Below are 14,415 nucleotides of genomic sequence, written 5' to 3'. Positions count from 1 at the left end.
GGACCGGCGGCACCACGCGGGAGGGACCCTTATGAGCATCACGGTTTTCAGCACCCCGTCCTGCGTGCAGTGCAGCGCGACGTACCGCGCCCTGGACCGCAAGGGCCTCGCCTACGACGTCGTCGACGTGACGACGGACGAGGCCGCGCTCGCCACCGTCAAGAGCCTCGGCTACGTGCAGGCACCGGTCGTGCTGGTCGGTGAGGAGCACTGGTCCGGGTTCCGTCCCGACCGCATCAACGCGCTCGCCGCGCAGCTGGCCGTCACGGCCTGACGTTCCCCGCCGGTCCGGACCGGCGCAACGGCCCCCGGGCCCCCGTGGTGCACGGCACCGAGGGGGCCCGGTGTCATGTCCGGACCGGGTCAGCGGGCGTCGGATTCCGCGCGCAGGAAGTCCTCGAGGACGGAGACGACGAACTCGTGGTCCTCGGCCTCGGGCAGGCCCGAGACCGCGACGGACCCGACGCACCCCACCCCGCGCACGAGCAACGGGAAGGCACCCCCGTGGGCCGCGAACACCCGGGTGTCGAGCCGGGCGTGGGTGTCGAACTCCTCCCCCGCGACCCGGAACGCCGTCCCCACCGCCCAGGAGGAGCGGCCGTACCGGTCGACGACGGCCATCTTGCGGTCCAGCCAGCCGTCGTTGTCGGCCGAGGAGCCGGGCAGGGCGCACCGGAACACCGTGCGCCCGTTGCGCCGGATCGCGACGGCGAACGGCTTGGCCCCGGCCACCGCCCGCTCGCGCAGCAGGCACCCCAGCCGCCAGACCACGTCGTCGTCCAGGCGGTCGAAACGCAGGCGCTGCTCCTGCTCGTCCAGGAGGGCCAGCAGCTCGGCCGCGGCCGGCCCCGTGCTCGCCGCACCCATCACAGGCTCCGCGGGGGGACGTAGGTGAAGTCGCGGTCGTCCTCGGTGATCGGCCGCAGGACGCGCGCCGGGACCCCGACGACCACGACCCCGGGCGGGACGTCGCGGGTGACGACGCTGCCCGCACCGACGACCGAACCGGCACCGATGGTCACCCCGGGCATGATCGTCACGTTGGCCCCGATCCAGGCGTCGGCCTCGATCCGCACCGGCGCGGAGAACTGTCCCCCGGTACGACGCAGGTCCGGGTGCACCGGGTGCCCCGTCGCCGAGATCGTCACGTTGGGCGCGATCATCACGTGGTCGCCGATGTGCACCTCGCCGTCGTCGACCAGGGTCAGCCCGACGTTGGCGTAGACCCCGGTGCCCAGGTGGGTGTTCCGGCCGTAGGCCACGTACACGGGGGGCTCGACCCAGCAGTCGGCGCCCACCGTCCCGAACAGCTCGCGCAGCAACCGGTCGCGGCCCTCCGCGTCACGGTGCGGGCTGGCGTTGAACGCCGACGCCCGTTCCTTGCCGAGGACCCGCTCCTCGGCGAGGGCCTCCAGGCCCGGGCCGTAGTCGACGTAGACCTCTTGCGCCGCCATCCGGCGGCGCACCTCCCGTTCGCGTTCGTCCACGGTCGCAGCCTCTCACCCGGCTCGGTCAGAGCTTGGTCACCGGGGCGTAGCGGAGCAGCAGCCGCTTGGTGCCCTCGTTGCGGAAGTCGATGTGGGCGACGGTCTTGTCGCCCTCGCCCTCGACCCGCACCACGGTGCCCAGCCCGAAGGAGTCGTGGGTGACCCGCTCCCCGGGGGCCAGGCTGATGATGGGGCGCGACCCGGCGCTCGGACCGCTCGCCCGGTTCAGGCGGGCGACGGCCGGCGGGCGGATGTCGCGGGGAACGGCTGCGGCAGAACGTTTCCAGTCGACCAGGGTCATCGGCACCTCGTCGAGGAACCGGCTGGGAGGGCTCTGCTGGGGCGCCCCCCAGGCCGACCGGGTCACCGCCCGGGAGAGGTAGAGCCGCCGCCGGGCCCGGGTCAGCCCGACGTAGGCCAGCCGCCGTTCCTCGGCGAGCTGGTCCGGGTCGGACAGCGAGCGCAGGTGCGGGAAGGTCCCGTCCTCCATGCCGGTGAGGAACACGACCGGGAACTCCAGCCCCTTCGCGGTGTGCAGGGTCATCAGCGTGACCACCCCGCCGCTCTCCTCGGCGTCGGGGATCTGGTCGGCGTCGGCGACCAGCGACACCTTCTCCAGGAAGTCGGTCAGCGTGCCCTCGGGGCTGTCCTCGGAGAACTCCTCGGCCACGCTGACCAGCTCGGAGAGGTTCTCCACCCGGGTCTCGTCCTGGGGGTCGTGGCTCGCGCGCAGCTCGGCCAGGTACCCCGTCTGCTCCAGGACCGCCTCGAGCACGACCGAGGGGGGTTCGCCCGACTCGGCCAGGGTCCGCAGGTCGGAGATCATCGTGGAGAAGGTCTTCAACGCGGTCAGCGAGCGGGTCGCCAGACCGGGCGCCTCGTCGATCCGTTCCAGCGCCTGGGCGAAGGACACGCGCTCCCGTTCGGCGAGCACGACGACCGCGGCCTCGGCCCGGTCCCCGATGCCGCGCTTGGGCACGTTGAGGATGCGCCGGAGGTTGACCGTGTCGTCGGGGTTGGCCAGCACCCGCAGGTAGGCCACCGCGTCCTTGATCTCCTTGCGCTCGTAGAAGCGGGTCCCGCCGACGACCTTGTAGGGCAGGCCGGAGCGGACGAACACCTCCTCCAGCGCCCGGGACTGCGCGTTGGTCCGGTAGAACACCGCGACGTCGGACGGTTTCACCCCGGCCTCGTCCCCGAGGCGGTCGATCTCGGTCGAGACGAAGGTGGCCTCGTCGTGCTCGTCGTCGGCGACGTAGCCGACGATGCGCTCACCCTCCCCCTCGGCCGTCCACAGGTTCTTCGGGCGACGGTCGGAGTTCCTGGCGATGACCTCGTTGGCGGCCGAGAGGATCGTCTGGGTGGAGCGGTAGTTCTGCTCCAGGAGCACCGTCCGGGTGTCGGGGTAGTCCTCCTCGAACTCCACGATGTTGCGGATCGTGGCGCCGCGGAAGGCGTAGATGGACTGGTCGGCGTCACCGACGACGGTGAGTTCCGCGCGCGGGACCGGGCCCTGGCCCGTCCCCACCAGTTCCCGGATGAGGACGTACTGGGCGTGGTTGGTGTCCTGGTACTCGTCCACGAGGACGTGACGGAACCGGCGGCGCCAGTGCTCGGCCACCGCGGGGAACGCCTGCAGCAGGTGGACCGTGGACATGATGATGTCGTCGAAGTCCAGGGCGTTGGCCTGGTGCAGCCGCTGCTGGTACATCGTGTACGCCTGCGCGAGAGCGCGTTCGGTGGGGTTGCCGTCCTCGCCGGAGGCCCGTCGGGCGTAGTCGTCGGGGTCGACCAGCTCGTTCTTGAGGTTGGAGACCATCGCCGAGAACGCGCGCGGCGGGAACTTCTTGGGGTCGAGGTCGAGCTCGCGGGTGACCATGGCCATGAGCCGTTGGGAGTCGGCCGCGTCGTAGATGGAGAACGAGGACCGCATCCCGAGCTCGGCCGACTGCGCCCGCAGGATCCGCACGCAGGCCGAGTGGAAGGTGGAGACCCACATCGCCCCGGCCCCGTAGCCGACCGCCCGCCGCCCCGCGCTCGCCCCGAGCACGTCGCCCGCGAGCGCCGCGACCCGCTCGCGCATCTCGGCCGCGGCCTTGTTGGTGAAGGTGATCGCCAGGATCTGACCGGGCACCGCGCCCCGCTCGGCCAGCAGGTAGGCGATCCGGTGGGTCAGCACCCGGGTCTTCCCGGAGCCGGCGCCGGCCACGATGAGCAGCGGCGACCCGCTGTGGACGACCGCCTCGCGCTGCTGCGGGTTCAACCCCTCCAGCAGGGTGGCCGGGTCGAGGCGGACGGACCCCGCCGCGGGCCCGGACCCGTCCCCGGACGAGGGGCCCGCGGAGCCGCGCGCGCCCGGAGCGGCGGGCGCCCCGGCGGTGGTCGGGGAGCCCAGCGGGAGGTCGTCGAAGAGAGTGCCCATCGTCGGACCAGGGTAGGCGTCCCCTCCGACACCGGCCGACCACCGAGGACTCCGCCCCGGCCACCCCGACCTCATGCCGACCGACCACCGCGGTCGGCGTTGGACCGAACCGGTGGTTGTCCGACCGCGCCGGTAGGCAACCGACCAGATCGGTCGGTCCCTCGGTTACGCTCGACCCGTGAGCCTCCTCCGCCCCACCCGGGAGCAGATCCAGAGCGAGATCGTCGACACCGCCGCCCGGCTGTTCGCCCGGCACGGGTTCGAGCAGACCTCGCTGCAACGGGTCGCCGACGCCGTCGGGTACTCCAAGGCCGGTCTGCTGCACCATTTCCCGACCAAGGAGTCGTTGCAGGAGGCGGCGATCGACTCCTGCCTGCACCTGGTGGACGACCTGCGGGAACGCGCCGAGGGACTCCCCGTCGGCGTCGGACGCGACCGCGCCCTGCTCGAAGGGGTCGTCGACCTGGCCCAGGCCCGGACCGGGCTGGTGTCGCTGCTCATCACCTCCGGGGTCGCCGCGGAGGCCCCCTCGGAGCGGGTCCAGGCCGTCTTCGACGGTCTGGTCCGGTCGTTCGACCCCACGCTGGAGCACGAGCCCGACCCCGGACGCCTGGTGCGGCTGACCGTCGCCCTCGGCGGCATCGCCCTCACCGTCGTCGCCTGCCGCGAGGACCCGGCGATCACCCCCGAGGTCCTCGCCCCCCAGCTGCTGGCCGCCGCCGTCGGCGCGCTCGGCCACCCCACCGTCTGAAAGGACCGCCATGGCCACCCTGCTCCACCGGCTGGGCCTCGCCGCCTTCCGCCGCCGCGTCACCGTCGTCGTCGTCTGGCTCCTCGTGCTGCTCGCCGCCGGTCTCGGCGCGGCCACGCTGTCGGGCAAGACGGTCAGCACCTTCGAGATCCCGGGCCAGGAGTCGACGACCGCCCTCGGCATCATCGACGAGTCGTTCGGGGGTTCCGGGGGCGCCGGGGCCCAGGTCGTCCTGCAGGCCCCCGCGGGCCGCACGGTCCAGGACCCGCAGGTCGCCGGCGAGATCTCCCGGGTCGTGGCGCAGCTGCGCGAGCTGCCCGGCGTCGTCTCGGCGAGCGACCCGCTGGACCCGCAGGCGCCGACCGTGAGCCGCGACCTGCGCACCGTCTACAGCTCGGTGACCTACGGCGTCGCCGCCCCGGCGATCACCGACGCCGAACGGGACGCCTTGACGGCCGCGCTCGCCGACGCCCGGGCGGCGGGACTCACCGCCGAGGCCACGGGCGAGGCGACCCAGGCCGTCGGTCAGATCGGCGGGGTGGCCGAAGGGCTGGGCGTGGTCGCGGCCCTCGTCGTGCTGGCGATCACCTACGGCTCGCTCGTCGCCGCCGGGATGAACCTGCTCACCGCCGTGGTCGGGGTCGGCATCGGGGCGCTGGGCATCGTGACCCTGACGGGGTTCACCGACCTGCAGTCGACCACCCCGGTCCTCGCGGTCATGCTCGGCCTGGCCGTCGGCATCGACTACGCCCTGTTCATCGTGACCCGCTTCCGGCAGGAGCTGCAGGGCGCTGCCGACCCGCGCGATCGCGCCGAGGTCGGGGCCGCGGTGGCGATGGCCACCGGCACGGCGGGTTCGGCCGTCCTCACCGCCGGGATCACCGTGGTCATCGCCCTCGCGGGGCTCTCCGTCGCGGGCGTCCCCTTCCTCACCGAGATGGGCCTCGCGGCGGCCGCGACCGTCGTCGTCGCGGTCCTCATCGCCCTCACCCTGGTCCCGGCCGTCCTCGGGTTCGTCGGGCACCGGGCCCTGCCCCGCGCGGCGCGTCGCGCCGCCCGGCAGCGCGGTGGCCGGCACGTGGCGACAGACCCCATCCGCGGCGGCGGGTTCTTCGCGGGGTGGGCGCGGCTGGTGACCACCCGCCGCTGGCCGGCGCTGGTGGCCGGGATCGCCCTGCTCGGCGTGCTCAGCGTCCCCGTGGCCTCGTTGCAGACCAGCCTCGCGACCAACCCCCCGGAGGGCTCCACCCAGGAGAAGGCGTCCGCCCTGCTCAGCGAGGGCTTCGGCGCCGGGGTCACCGGACCGTTGCTCGTACTGGTCTCGGGGCCGGGTGCCGTCGAGCGGGCCGGGACCGTGCTCGGCGAGGTCCAGGCACTGCCCGGGGTGGCCGCGGCGGTCGGGCCGCAACCCTCCGCCGACGGCACCGCCGCCCTGGTGACGGTCGTCCCCACCAGCGGTCCGACCGACGAGGCCACGACGACGCTGGTCCGCGACCTGCGTCAGCGCTTCGCCGACGACGCGGCCGCGGGGCTCGCCGGGCAGACCCGCAGCTACGTCAGCGGGGTCACCGCCATCAACGTCGACGTCTCGCAGAAGCTCGACGAGGCCCTGCCGGTCTACCTGGCCCTGGTCGTCGGGCTGGCGCTGCTCCTGCTGATCCTGGTCTTCCGCTCGATCCTGGTGCCGATCGTCGGGGTGCTCGGGTTCCTGCTGACCATCGGCGCCTCGCTCGGGACCACGACCGCGGTGTTCCAGTGGGGGTGGCTGAAGGACCTGGTGCTGTCCGACACGACCGGACCGCTGCTGAGCCTGGCGCCGATCATCATCGTCGGGATCCTGTTCGGCCTGGCCATGGACTACCAGGTGTTCCTGGTCGCCCGGATGCACGAGGCCCACGCCCACGGGGTCGCCCCGGTCGACGCCGTGGTGCAGGGCTTCCGGCAGGCCGCCCCGGTGGTCGTGGCCGCCGCCGCGATCATGTTCTCGGTGTTCGCCGGGTTCGTCCCCGAGGGCGACGCGACGATCAAGCCGATCGGGTTCGCGCTGGCCGTGGGCATCCTCGCCGACGCCGTCGTGGTCCGGATGATCGTGGTCCCGGCCGCGCTGGCCCTGCTCGGCCGGGCCGCCTGGTGGTTGCCCGCGTGGTTGCACCGGATGCCGGTGCTCGACGTCGAGGGTGCGGCGCTGGAGGGCAAGCGCGGGGTCGTCGCCGCCTGATCCCACCCCCGCCCCGCTCCCGGCCCCGGTGACACGAGGGGAGATTCCTTGATCACGGGGAGGAAGGGGGGCGGGGCGGCGACGGGGATCAGTGCCGGCGCAGGACCCCGCGGCGACGGGCGGCGAGCAGCAGCAGGCCGCCGGCGAGGACGAGCGCCGCGCCCACCGTGAGCCAGGGCGCGGGTTCGGCGCCGGTGCGGGCGAGGTCGCCGGCGGCGACCGCGGCGGCCGAGGAGCTCGACGACGGGCTGGTCGAGGGGGCCGGGGCGGCCGGGGCCGTGGACGTCGGCGGGTCGCTCGGGACGGGGGCGGGCTGCCCCCCGGCCACGACCTGCGAGCGCGGGGTGAGGTCCGGGGTGAGCGGCTGGTTCTCCGGCAGCCCGAGGTAGGCCGTGAAGACCTCGAGGTCGGTCGAGCCCAGCTCGGTGCGGTCGGTGCCCTCGGCCAGGGTGGTGAAGTTGTCGCCGCCCGCGGCGAGGAAGGAGTTCACCGTCACCCGGTAGGTCGCGGCCGGGTCGAGCTCGACCCCGTCGAGGGTCACCGAACCGATGCGCCGGCCGGCCGGAGCGGCGGGGTCGTAGTTGACCTGCATCCCCCGGGAGACGCCCAGCGCCAGGTAGGGACGCGAAGAACCGGCGGGCTGCCACTGCTCCTCGAGGACCTGCCGGACCTGCGCGCCGGTGAGCGACAGGGTCACGATGCTGTTCGCGAACGGCTGCACCGCAGCGGCTTCGGCGTAGGTGACGACCCCGTCGCCCTCGCCGCCGGAGGCCGCGAAGAGCAGGTCGTCGCGGACCCCGCCCGGGTTCATCAGCGCGAGCTGGGCGCCGGAGGCCTCGGTCTGCTGCAACTGGGCGTCGGCGACCAGGTTGGCCAGCGGGGACTGGGTCCCGCGGTCGTCCTCGGCGTCGTCGCCGGTCCCGACGAAGGCCCGGGTGATGTCGGCGGTGATGCTGCCGACCGGTCGGGCGCCGACCTCGGCGGCCGAGGCCACCGCGGCGTCGACGATGCCCGCGACCTCCGGGTCGCTCGCGAAGCCCTGCACCGGCAGGACCCGGTGGCCCTGGGCGACGACCTCGCCGGTCGCGTCGTCCACGTCGAACTGGATCTGGCCGGCGGCCACCCCGTAGCTCTGCGAGGAGATGACCGGGCGGGCGACCGCCTTGCCCGCGACCGGGAACTCGCAGTCGTAGAGCTGGTGGGTGTGCCCGGAGATGATGGCGTCGACCTGCGGGGAGGTGTCGCGCACGATCCGGCCGAAGGCGCCCTCGGTCCCCACCGTGGCGCAGTCGGTGGCGGCGGAGCCCTCGTGGGCCAGCAGCACGATGACGTCGGCCTCACCGTTGGCCGCGTTCCCGTCGGAGAGCTGGGCGGCGACGGAGTTCGCTGCCGCGACCGGGTCGGTGAAGCGCAGCCGGCTGATGCCGTCCGGGGCGACCAGGCTCGGGGTCTGCTCGGTGACGACGCCGATGAAGCCGACGTCGACACCGTCGATGGTCGTGGTCGAGAAGCCCGGCATCGCGGGGGTGTTGGTGTCGGCCAGCCAGACGTTGGCGCCGAGGTAAGGGAAGTCGGCCAGCGGCGGCTGCCCGTCCGCCCCCGGGGTGCCCTCGACCCCGACGCGGTCGACGAGGTCGGCGTAGCCGCGGTCGAACTCGTGGTTGCCGACGGCCGAGACGGCCACGTCCATCGCGTTCAGCGCCGCGATGGTGGGGGCGTCCTGCTGGACGAAGCTGGTGAAGGTCGAGGCGCCGATGTTGTCGCCGACCGAGACCACCACGGTGTTGTCGTTGTCGGCCCGCATGACGTCGAAGAGGCCGGCCAGCTGGGCCGCCCCGCCGATCGGTGCCCCGTCGTCGGTCTCGTCGGGGGCCTCGAGGCGGCCGTGGAAGTCGTTGAAGGACCCGATCTGGATCTGGGTGCGCCCCGCCTCCGGAGCGGGCAGCAGGACCGGGAGGGTCCCCTCCACGGTGTCGGGCGGGAGGGTGGCGGCACCCGCTCCGGTCGCTCCGAGCATCGAGACGGTCACCCCGATGGTGGCGGCGGCGGGCAGCAGGCGTCGGCGCATGAGTTCTCGTTCTCCACTAGGGGGCCCGGAGGCGGGACTCCGCCGGAGTGTGCCAGGAACTGTGCGGTTGCGAAACGGTCACCGTGCGAACGCTGTGGGATAACGCGCTGACCCGTTCAGGTTCGTAGACGCTGTGCGATCGCGAGACCACGGTGAGCGACACCGACCAGTCCGATCGACGCGGCCTGGGCCAGCGGCACCCAGCGGGCCTCGTCGGTGCTGCCCCCCACGTCGAGCACCTCGGGCACCCGGACGGCCTCGGCGGTGGCCGTGACCAGGATGCGGACCGCGTGGAAGTCCTCCAGGACCCCGCGCGGCGAACGCCCGGTGAAGTGCTCGGAGCCCACCTCGGCCAGGCGCACGTCGCCGACCCGCATCCCGGTCTCCTCGTGGACCTCGCGCACCGCGGCGCGCACGGGGTGCTCGCCGTGGTCGACGCCGCCGCCGGGCAGCGTCCAGCGGCCGGGGCTCGGCGTGCGGGTGGAGAGCCGGGTGAGCAGCAACCGGTCGTCCTCGGAGACGACGACGGCGTAGGCGGCCAGCCGCTGCCGGACGACCGCCTCCCCCGGGACCCCGGCCGGGCGCAGCCGGTCGCGCTCGGCGGGCTCGACCGCGGCGGCCGCGTCCGCCACCAGCAGCAGGTCCGTGGGGTCCACCGGGTCCGCGTGCGCCTCGCCGACCGCGAGGACGAGGTGGACGGTGTGCACCTCGAGGCCCGCGTCGTGCCGGGTCGCGTCACGGACGTCGAGCAGGGCGCCGACGTCGACCGCACCGGGCACCCCCAGCGCCCGACCGGCCGCGACCCCGGGGGTCTCCCCGTGCCGCAGCACCGCCCACGGCAGCGGGGACGCGGGGTCCCGCCCCTCGGCCCGGACGTGCACGACGACCCGTTGCAGGAGCTCCCCGCCCGGACGTGCCCCGACGTTCACCCGCGCTGCAGCAGCCGGACGACGGCAGCGGTGTTGCGGCGCTCGGCGTAGAAGGAGAGGAAGGGGACGGTCCCGGCGAGCGCGGTGAGGATCATCCGCGACCAGCTCCAGCGGACCCGGGTGCCGAGGTCGAAGGTGGAGACCAGCAGCAGGATGTAGAAGGTGCCGTGGATCGGACCGAGCCACTCGCTGATGCCCTCGGCCCCGGGCAGGGCCAGGCCGACGTGACGGAGCAGGCTGTACGTCAGCAGGATCAGGCCGAACCCGGTGATCCAGGCCAGCACGCGGTAGCGCAGCAGCGCCGCCCGCACCTTGGGGATCGAGGCACTGCCCTGGGCCCGCGCACCGGCGCGGGCGGTCTCGTCACTCACCGCTTGGTCAACTCTTCCTGCACGTCGTCCGTCCCCGGGTCTCCGCCCGGCGGCGGCCCCTCGGACCGCTCGGGGGCATCCTCCCGCGCCTCCGCCCGCGCCCGCACCAGGGCCCGGTCGTCGCGGACCGCGCGCCAGCCGACGACGCCCGCGAACAGGGCGAACACCCACCACTGCGCGGCGTAGGCGAGGTTGCGCAGGTCGAGGCGGCGGGTCGCGCTGCCCGGGTCGGCGGGCGGCACCGTGCGCAGCCCGTCGGCCTCCGGGGCGAGACCGTCGACACCCGTGGCCGTGACGTAGGTGTTGGCCACGGGGTAGTCGACCTGGTTCACCAGCTGCGCCGCCGAGACGATCCAGACCTGCCCGGGCGGCAGCGCGTCCTGGGAGGGAGCCCGGTCGGCCCCCTCGGGGGGCTGCACGACCCCCGCGACCTCGACCGGTCCGACCGGCAGCGGCGGTGCGGGGTCGCCGGCCGGGACCCAACCGCGCACGACCGGGATCCCGGAACCGTCGGCCAGCCGGACCATCCCCAGGGCCCAGGCCCCGTCGCGGCCGTCGTCGCGGCGGCCGACGACCAGCAGGTCCAGCGCCGGGTCGAAGGTGCCGCTCAGGGTGACGCGACGCCCGACCTCGTCGGAGGACAGGATCGCCTCGGGGGTCCCCGCCGCGGCGCCGGCGTCCACGACGTCGCCGATCGCGACGACGGGCTTACCGGCCGGCGGCTCCGACACCACGACGTTGCCGCGTTCCCACTGCCAGCCGCCGAGCACGAGGCACACCGCGATCGCCAGCGCCGTCGCGATCGTGATGCCGAGCGTCCGTGACGTCAGCCGCGGCGGCGGCGCGGGTCGCACCGGGGCGTCGGGGGTCGGCGGGGGCACCGGCCCAGGTTACGTCCCGCTCCGACCGCTTCCGCGATCGGGGCGACGAGCGGTAGCGGTCGGGGCGACGGGCCACGGTGGGCCCGGTGCTCCAGCCGGCCCCGGAGGTCCAGCCCCCGGACCGTCGTGAATCCGCACCGACCAGCGGGGCGAGCACCGCCAGGGCGACGAGGAGCCCCAGGACGACCAGCGCGGTCACGAGGTCACCGCCCGACCGCTTTCGCGATCACTCTGGATAGCGCTACTATGTCTTCTCATGTCCGAGAGTAGCAGTGTGGCCCGGGTGGCGGCCACCCTCCGCGAGCTGGTGAAGGACCGGCCGGCCGGGGCGCGGTTGCCCAGCAGCCGCTCGCTGGTCCGCGAGCTGGGGGTGGGCCCGGTGACGGTGCAACGGGCGATCGACCAGCTCGTGGCCGACGGGACCGTGATCACCCGGCCGGGGGCGGGCACGTTCGTCGCCCGGGCCCGGGTCGGCGGGCCGGCCGACACCGGGTGGCAGCGGGTCGCCCTGGGGGCCTCCCCGGTGCAGGCCTCGGGTGCGCTGGAGGCCCTCTCGGCCCCACCCGTCGACTGCCTGGACCTCTCCCGCGGGTACCTGGACGTCGGGCTGCAACCGACCTCGCGCCTGGCGGCGGCCGCGGCCCGGGCGGCGCGGCGCCCGCAGGCCTGGACGGTGCCACCGCCCAGCGGGCTGCCCGAGCTGCGGACGTGGTTCGCCCAGCAGGTCGGGGCCGAGGCGGAGGACGTCCTGATCACCCCCGGCGGGCAGGGGGCGCTCTCCACCGTGCTGCGGTCCCTGGTCCCCGCCGGCTCCCCCGTCCTGGTCGCCGAACCGGGTTACCCCGGGGTGATCTCGTTGCTGCGCAGCGCCGGGCTGGTCCCCGTGGCGGTCCCCACCGACGCGGGCGGGTTGCGACCCGACCTGCTGGAACGGGCCTTCGCCACGACCGGGTCCCGGGTCCTCTACGTGCAACCCACCTTCGCCAACCCCGACGGGCACGTCCTGGCGGCCGACCGCCGCGGCCCCGTCCTGGCGGCGGCCGCCGCGGCCGGGGCCTTCGTGGTCGAGGACGACTACGCCCGCTTCCTCGGCCACACGAGCACGCCGCCGCCCGCGCTGCTGCGCGACGACACCGACGGCCGGGTCATCACGATCAACTCGCTGACCAAGGCCGCCGCCCCGTCGCTGCGGGTGGGCTGCGTCGTCGCGCGGGGGCCGGTCATGCAGCGCATCCGCGCGCTGCGCATCGTCGACGACCTGTTCGTCCCCCGCCCGTTGCAGGAGACGGCCGTGGAGCTCGTCACCGGTGCGGGGTGGAACGCGCACCTGCGCTTCCTGAGCGCGACCCTGGGCGAACGGATGACGGCGCTGACCACCGCGCTCGCGATCGAGCTGCCCCAGTGCGGGTTCACCCGGCCGCAGGGCGGGTTCTCGCTGTGGCTGGAACTGCCCCGCGGGGTCGACGACGCGGACCTCGCCCGGCGAGCCGAGGGCGCGGGGGTCGCGGTCGGGGCCGGGCGGCACTTCGTGGTCGCCGAGCAGGACACCGCCCACCTCCGGCTGTGCGTCGCCGGCGTCGACCTCCCCCGGATCGCCGACGCGGTGCAACGGCTCGCCTCGGCGTTCTGAGCGCCTCAGCGCGGGGAGGGGCTCACTCCCACTCGATGGTCCCCGGCGGCTTGCTCGTGACGTCGAGGACGACCCGGTTGACCTCGGGGACCTCGTTGGTGATGCGGGTGGAGATCTTCTGCAGGACGTCGTAGGGCAGGCGCGTCCAGTCGGCGGTCATCGCGTCCTCGGAGGAGACCGGGCGCAGGACGATCGGGTGGCCGTAGGTCCGCCCATCGCCCTGGACGCCGACCGAGCGCACGTCGGCCAGCAGGACCACCGGGCACTGCCAGATGTCGCGGTCCAGGCCCGCCGCGGTGAGCTCGGCGCGGGCGATCGCGTCGGCGGCGCGCAGGATCTCCAGGCGCTCGGGGGTGACCGCGCCGACGATGCGGATGGCCAGCCCCGGACCAGGGAACGGCTGGCGGTAGACCATGGCCTCGGGCAGGCCCAGCTGCAGCCCGACCGCGCGGACCTCGTCCTTGAACAGCGCCCGCAGCGGCTCGACCAGCTCGAAGGCCAGGTCGTCGGGCAGACCGCCCACGTTGTGGTGGCTCTTGATGGTGGCCGCGCCGGTGCCCCCGCCGGACTCGACGACGTCGGGGTACAACGTCCCCTGGACGAGGAACTTCACCTCGTGACCGGCCCCCGGGTCCTCGGCGGCGACCTGCGCGACGACGTCGCGCGCGGCCTGCTCGAAGACGCGGATGAACTCCCGGCCGATGATCTTGCGCTTCTGCTCGGGGTCGGACACCCCGTCGAGGGCGTCCGCGAACCGCTGCACGGCGTCGACGACGACGAGCTTGACCCCGGTCGCGGCGACGAAGTCCTGCTCTACCTGCTCGGCCTCACCGGCCCGCAGCAGCCCGTGGTCGACGAACACGCAGGTCAGCTGGTCGCCCACGGCCCGCTGCACGAGCGCCCCGGCCACCGCGGAGTCCACGCCGCCGGACAGCGCGCAGATGACCCGACCGTCGCCGATCTGGGCCTTGATGCGGGCGATCTGCTCCTCGATGACGTTGCCGGTCGTCCAGTCCGGCGTGATCCGGGCCCCGTCGCGCAGGAAGTTGACGAGCACGTCCTGACCGTGGGTGGAGTGCTTGACCTCCGGGTGCCACTGCACGCCGTAGAGGCTGCGGGCGGTGTCCTCGAACGCCGCGACCGGCGCACCCGGGGAGGAGGCCACGACGGAGAACCCGTCCGGGGCGATGGCGACGGAGTCCCCGTGCGACATCCAGACGTTCTGCTCGGCCGGCTGGTCGCGCAGCAGGACCGACTCCCCCGACAGGGTGGCCGGGGTGCCGCCGTACTCGCGCACCCCCGTGCGGGCGACCTCGCCCCCGAGGGCGGCGGCCATGGCCTGGAACCCGTAGCAGATGCCGAGGACCGGGATCCCGGCCTCGAACAGCGCCGGGTCGACCTGCGGGGCGCCCTCGGCGTACACGCTGGCGGGACCCCCGGACAGGATCACCGCGGCCGGGTTCTTGGCCAGCAGGTCCGCGACCGGGGCCGTGGAGGGCACGATCTCGGAGTAGACGTCGGCCTCGCGCACCCGGCGGGCGATGAGCTGGGCGTACTGGGCGCCGTAGTCGACGACCAGGACGGGCCGGTGCTGCCGCTCGGCGGCCTCCTCGGCGGGGAGCTCGGTGGGGTTCTCGGGCGCGTTCGGCGTCACGCCC

At 74.3% G+C, this 14,415-nt stretch carries 12 protein-coding genes; 4 read left to right on the top strand and 8 right to left on the bottom strand.

The genetic code is table 11. The features are described from left to right. The first annotated feature begins 31 nt into the window (after positions 1 to 31). Entirely contained in the window at positions 32 to 274 is a 243-nt protein-coding gene (nrdH, locus tag ACFFKU_RS15500; RefSeq protein WP_380139253.1) for a glutaredoxin-like protein NrdH, read from the top strand. 89 nt (positions 275 to 363) lie between these two features. Here the strand turns inward: nrdH and ACFFKU_RS15495 are convergent, their stop codons facing one another. The 3 genes from ACFFKU_RS15495 to pcrA are packed head-to-tail and all read right to left on the bottom strand — an operon-like array spanning position 364 to position 3,909. Beyond that, the gene (locus ACFFKU_RS15495; RefSeq protein ID WP_380139252.1) at positions 364 to 867 is read right to left on the bottom strand and encodes a heme-degrading domain-containing protein; all 504 of its coding nucleotides are present in this window, start codon (positions 865 to 867) and stop codon (positions 364 to 366) included. Continuing rightward, positions 867 to 1,454, bottom strand: coding sequence for a sugar O-acetyltransferase (locus ACFFKU_RS15490; protein ID WP_380139384.1), 588 nt, complete (start codon positions 1,452 to 1,454; stop codon positions 867 to 869). The genes ACFFKU_RS15495 and ACFFKU_RS15490 overlap by 1 nt, the downstream gene beginning before the upstream one ends. Before the next feature lie 58 nt (positions 1,455 to 1,512). Then, the gene (gene pcrA / locus ACFFKU_RS15485) at positions 1,513 to 3,909 is read right to left on the bottom strand and encodes a DNA helicase PcrA (protein WP_380139251.1); all 2,397 of its coding nucleotides are present in this window, start codon (positions 3,907 to 3,909) and stop codon (positions 1,513 to 1,515) included. Between the two features lie 178 nt (positions 3,910 to 4,087). Here pcrA and ACFFKU_RS15480 point away from each other — a divergent pair, with 178 nt between their 5' ends. Then, entirely contained in the window at positions 4,088 to 4,660 is a 573-nt protein-coding gene (locus ACFFKU_RS15480; RefSeq protein WP_380139250.1) for a TetR/AcrR family transcriptional regulator, read from the top strand. 10 nt (positions 4,661 to 4,670) lie between these two features. Continuing rightward, a complete protein-coding gene (locus ACFFKU_RS15475; protein ID WP_380139248.1) occupies positions 4,671 to 6,878 on the top strand; it encodes an MMPL family transporter in 2,208 nt (735 codons plus the stop codon). A gap of 88 nt (positions 6,879 to 6,966) precedes the next feature. On the opposite strand, the gene ACFFKU_RS15470 is transcribed toward ACFFKU_RS15475, so the two are convergent. The 4 genes from ACFFKU_RS15470 to ACFFKU_RS15455 all read right to left on the bottom strand — a co-directional run bounded on the left by ACFFKU_RS15470 (position 6,967) and on the right by ACFFKU_RS15455 (position 11,127). Further along, complete coding sequence (locus ACFFKU_RS15470; RefSeq protein WP_380139246.1) at positions 6,967 to 8,946, bottom strand: bifunctional metallophosphatase/5'-nucleotidase; 1,980 nt, start codon at positions 8,944 to 8,946, stop codon at positions 6,967 to 6,969. Between the two features lie 116 nt (positions 8,947 to 9,062). Continuing rightward, positions 9,063 to 9,875, bottom strand: coding sequence for an NUDIX hydrolase (locus ACFFKU_RS15465; RefSeq protein WP_380139244.1), 813 nt, complete (start codon positions 9,873 to 9,875; stop codon positions 9,063 to 9,065). Beyond that, entirely contained in the window at positions 9,872 to 10,246 is a 375-nt protein-coding gene (locus ACFFKU_RS15460) for a DUF3817 domain-containing protein (RefSeq protein WP_380139243.1), read from the bottom strand. The genes ACFFKU_RS15465 and ACFFKU_RS15460 overlap by 4 nt, the downstream gene beginning before the upstream one ends. Next, on the bottom strand, positions 10,243 to 11,127 hold the full coding sequence (locus tag ACFFKU_RS15455) for an SURF1 family protein (protein ID WP_380139242.1): 885 nt from the start codon (positions 11,125 to 11,127) through the stop codon (positions 10,243 to 10,245). The genes ACFFKU_RS15460 and ACFFKU_RS15455 overlap by 4 nt, the downstream gene beginning before the upstream one ends. Before the next feature lie 256 nt (positions 11,128 to 11,383). Between ACFFKU_RS15455 and ACFFKU_RS15450 the strand changes: the two genes are divergently transcribed. After that, positions 11,384 to 12,757, top strand: coding sequence for an aminotransferase-like domain-containing protein (locus tag ACFFKU_RS15450; RefSeq protein WP_380139241.1), 1,374 nt, complete (start codon positions 11,384 to 11,386; stop codon positions 12,755 to 12,757). Positions 12,758 to 12,779: 22 nt separating this feature from the next. On the opposite strand, the gene guaA is transcribed toward ACFFKU_RS15450, so the two are convergent. After that, positions 12,780 to 14,411 (bottom strand): glutamine-hydrolyzing GMP synthase, encoded by a 1,632-nt coding sequence (guaA, locus tag ACFFKU_RS15445; protein ID WP_380139239.1) that lies wholly within the window; start codon positions 14,409 to 14,411, stop codon positions 12,780 to 12,782. Between the last annotated feature and the right edge of the window lie 4 nt (positions 14,412 to 14,415).

The organism is Kineococcus gynurae (genome assembly GCF_042433995.1).
Classification (GTDB): domain Bacteria; phylum Actinomycetota; class Actinomycetes; order Actinomycetales; family Kineococcaceae; genus Kineococcus; species Kineococcus gynurae.
Note: the sequence above shows the minus strand (reverse complement) of the source record. Positions and strands in the feature narration are given on the sequence as shown.

Coding starts and splice junctions, on each gene's coding strand:
- ACFFKU_RS15475 (WP_380139248.1), top strand. CDS start 4,671: ATGGCCACCCTGCTCCACCGGCTGGGCCTCGCCGCCTTCCGCCGCCGC.
- ACFFKU_RS15470 (WP_380139246.1), bottom strand. CDS start 8,946: ATGCGCCGACGCCTGCTGCCCGCCGCCGCCACCATCGGGGTGACCGTC.
- nrdH (WP_380139253.1), top strand. CDS start 32: ATGAGCATCACGGTTTTCAGCACCCCGTCCTGCGTGCAGTGCAGCGCG.
- pcrA (WP_380139251.1), bottom strand. CDS start 3,909: ATGGGCACTCTCTTCGACGACCTCCCGCTGGGCTCCCCGACCACCGCC.
- ACFFKU_RS15490 (WP_380139384.1), bottom strand. CDS start 1,454: ATGGCGGCGCAAGAGGTCTACGTCGACTACGGCCCGGGCCTGGAGGCC.
- ACFFKU_RS15495 (WP_380139252.1), bottom strand. CDS start 867: ATGGGTGCGGCGAGCACGGGGCCGGCCGCGGCCGAGCTGCTGGCCCTC.
- ACFFKU_RS15450 (WP_380139241.1), top strand. CDS start 11,384: ATGTCCGAGAGTAGCAGTGTGGCCCGGGTGGCGGCCACCCTCCGCGAG.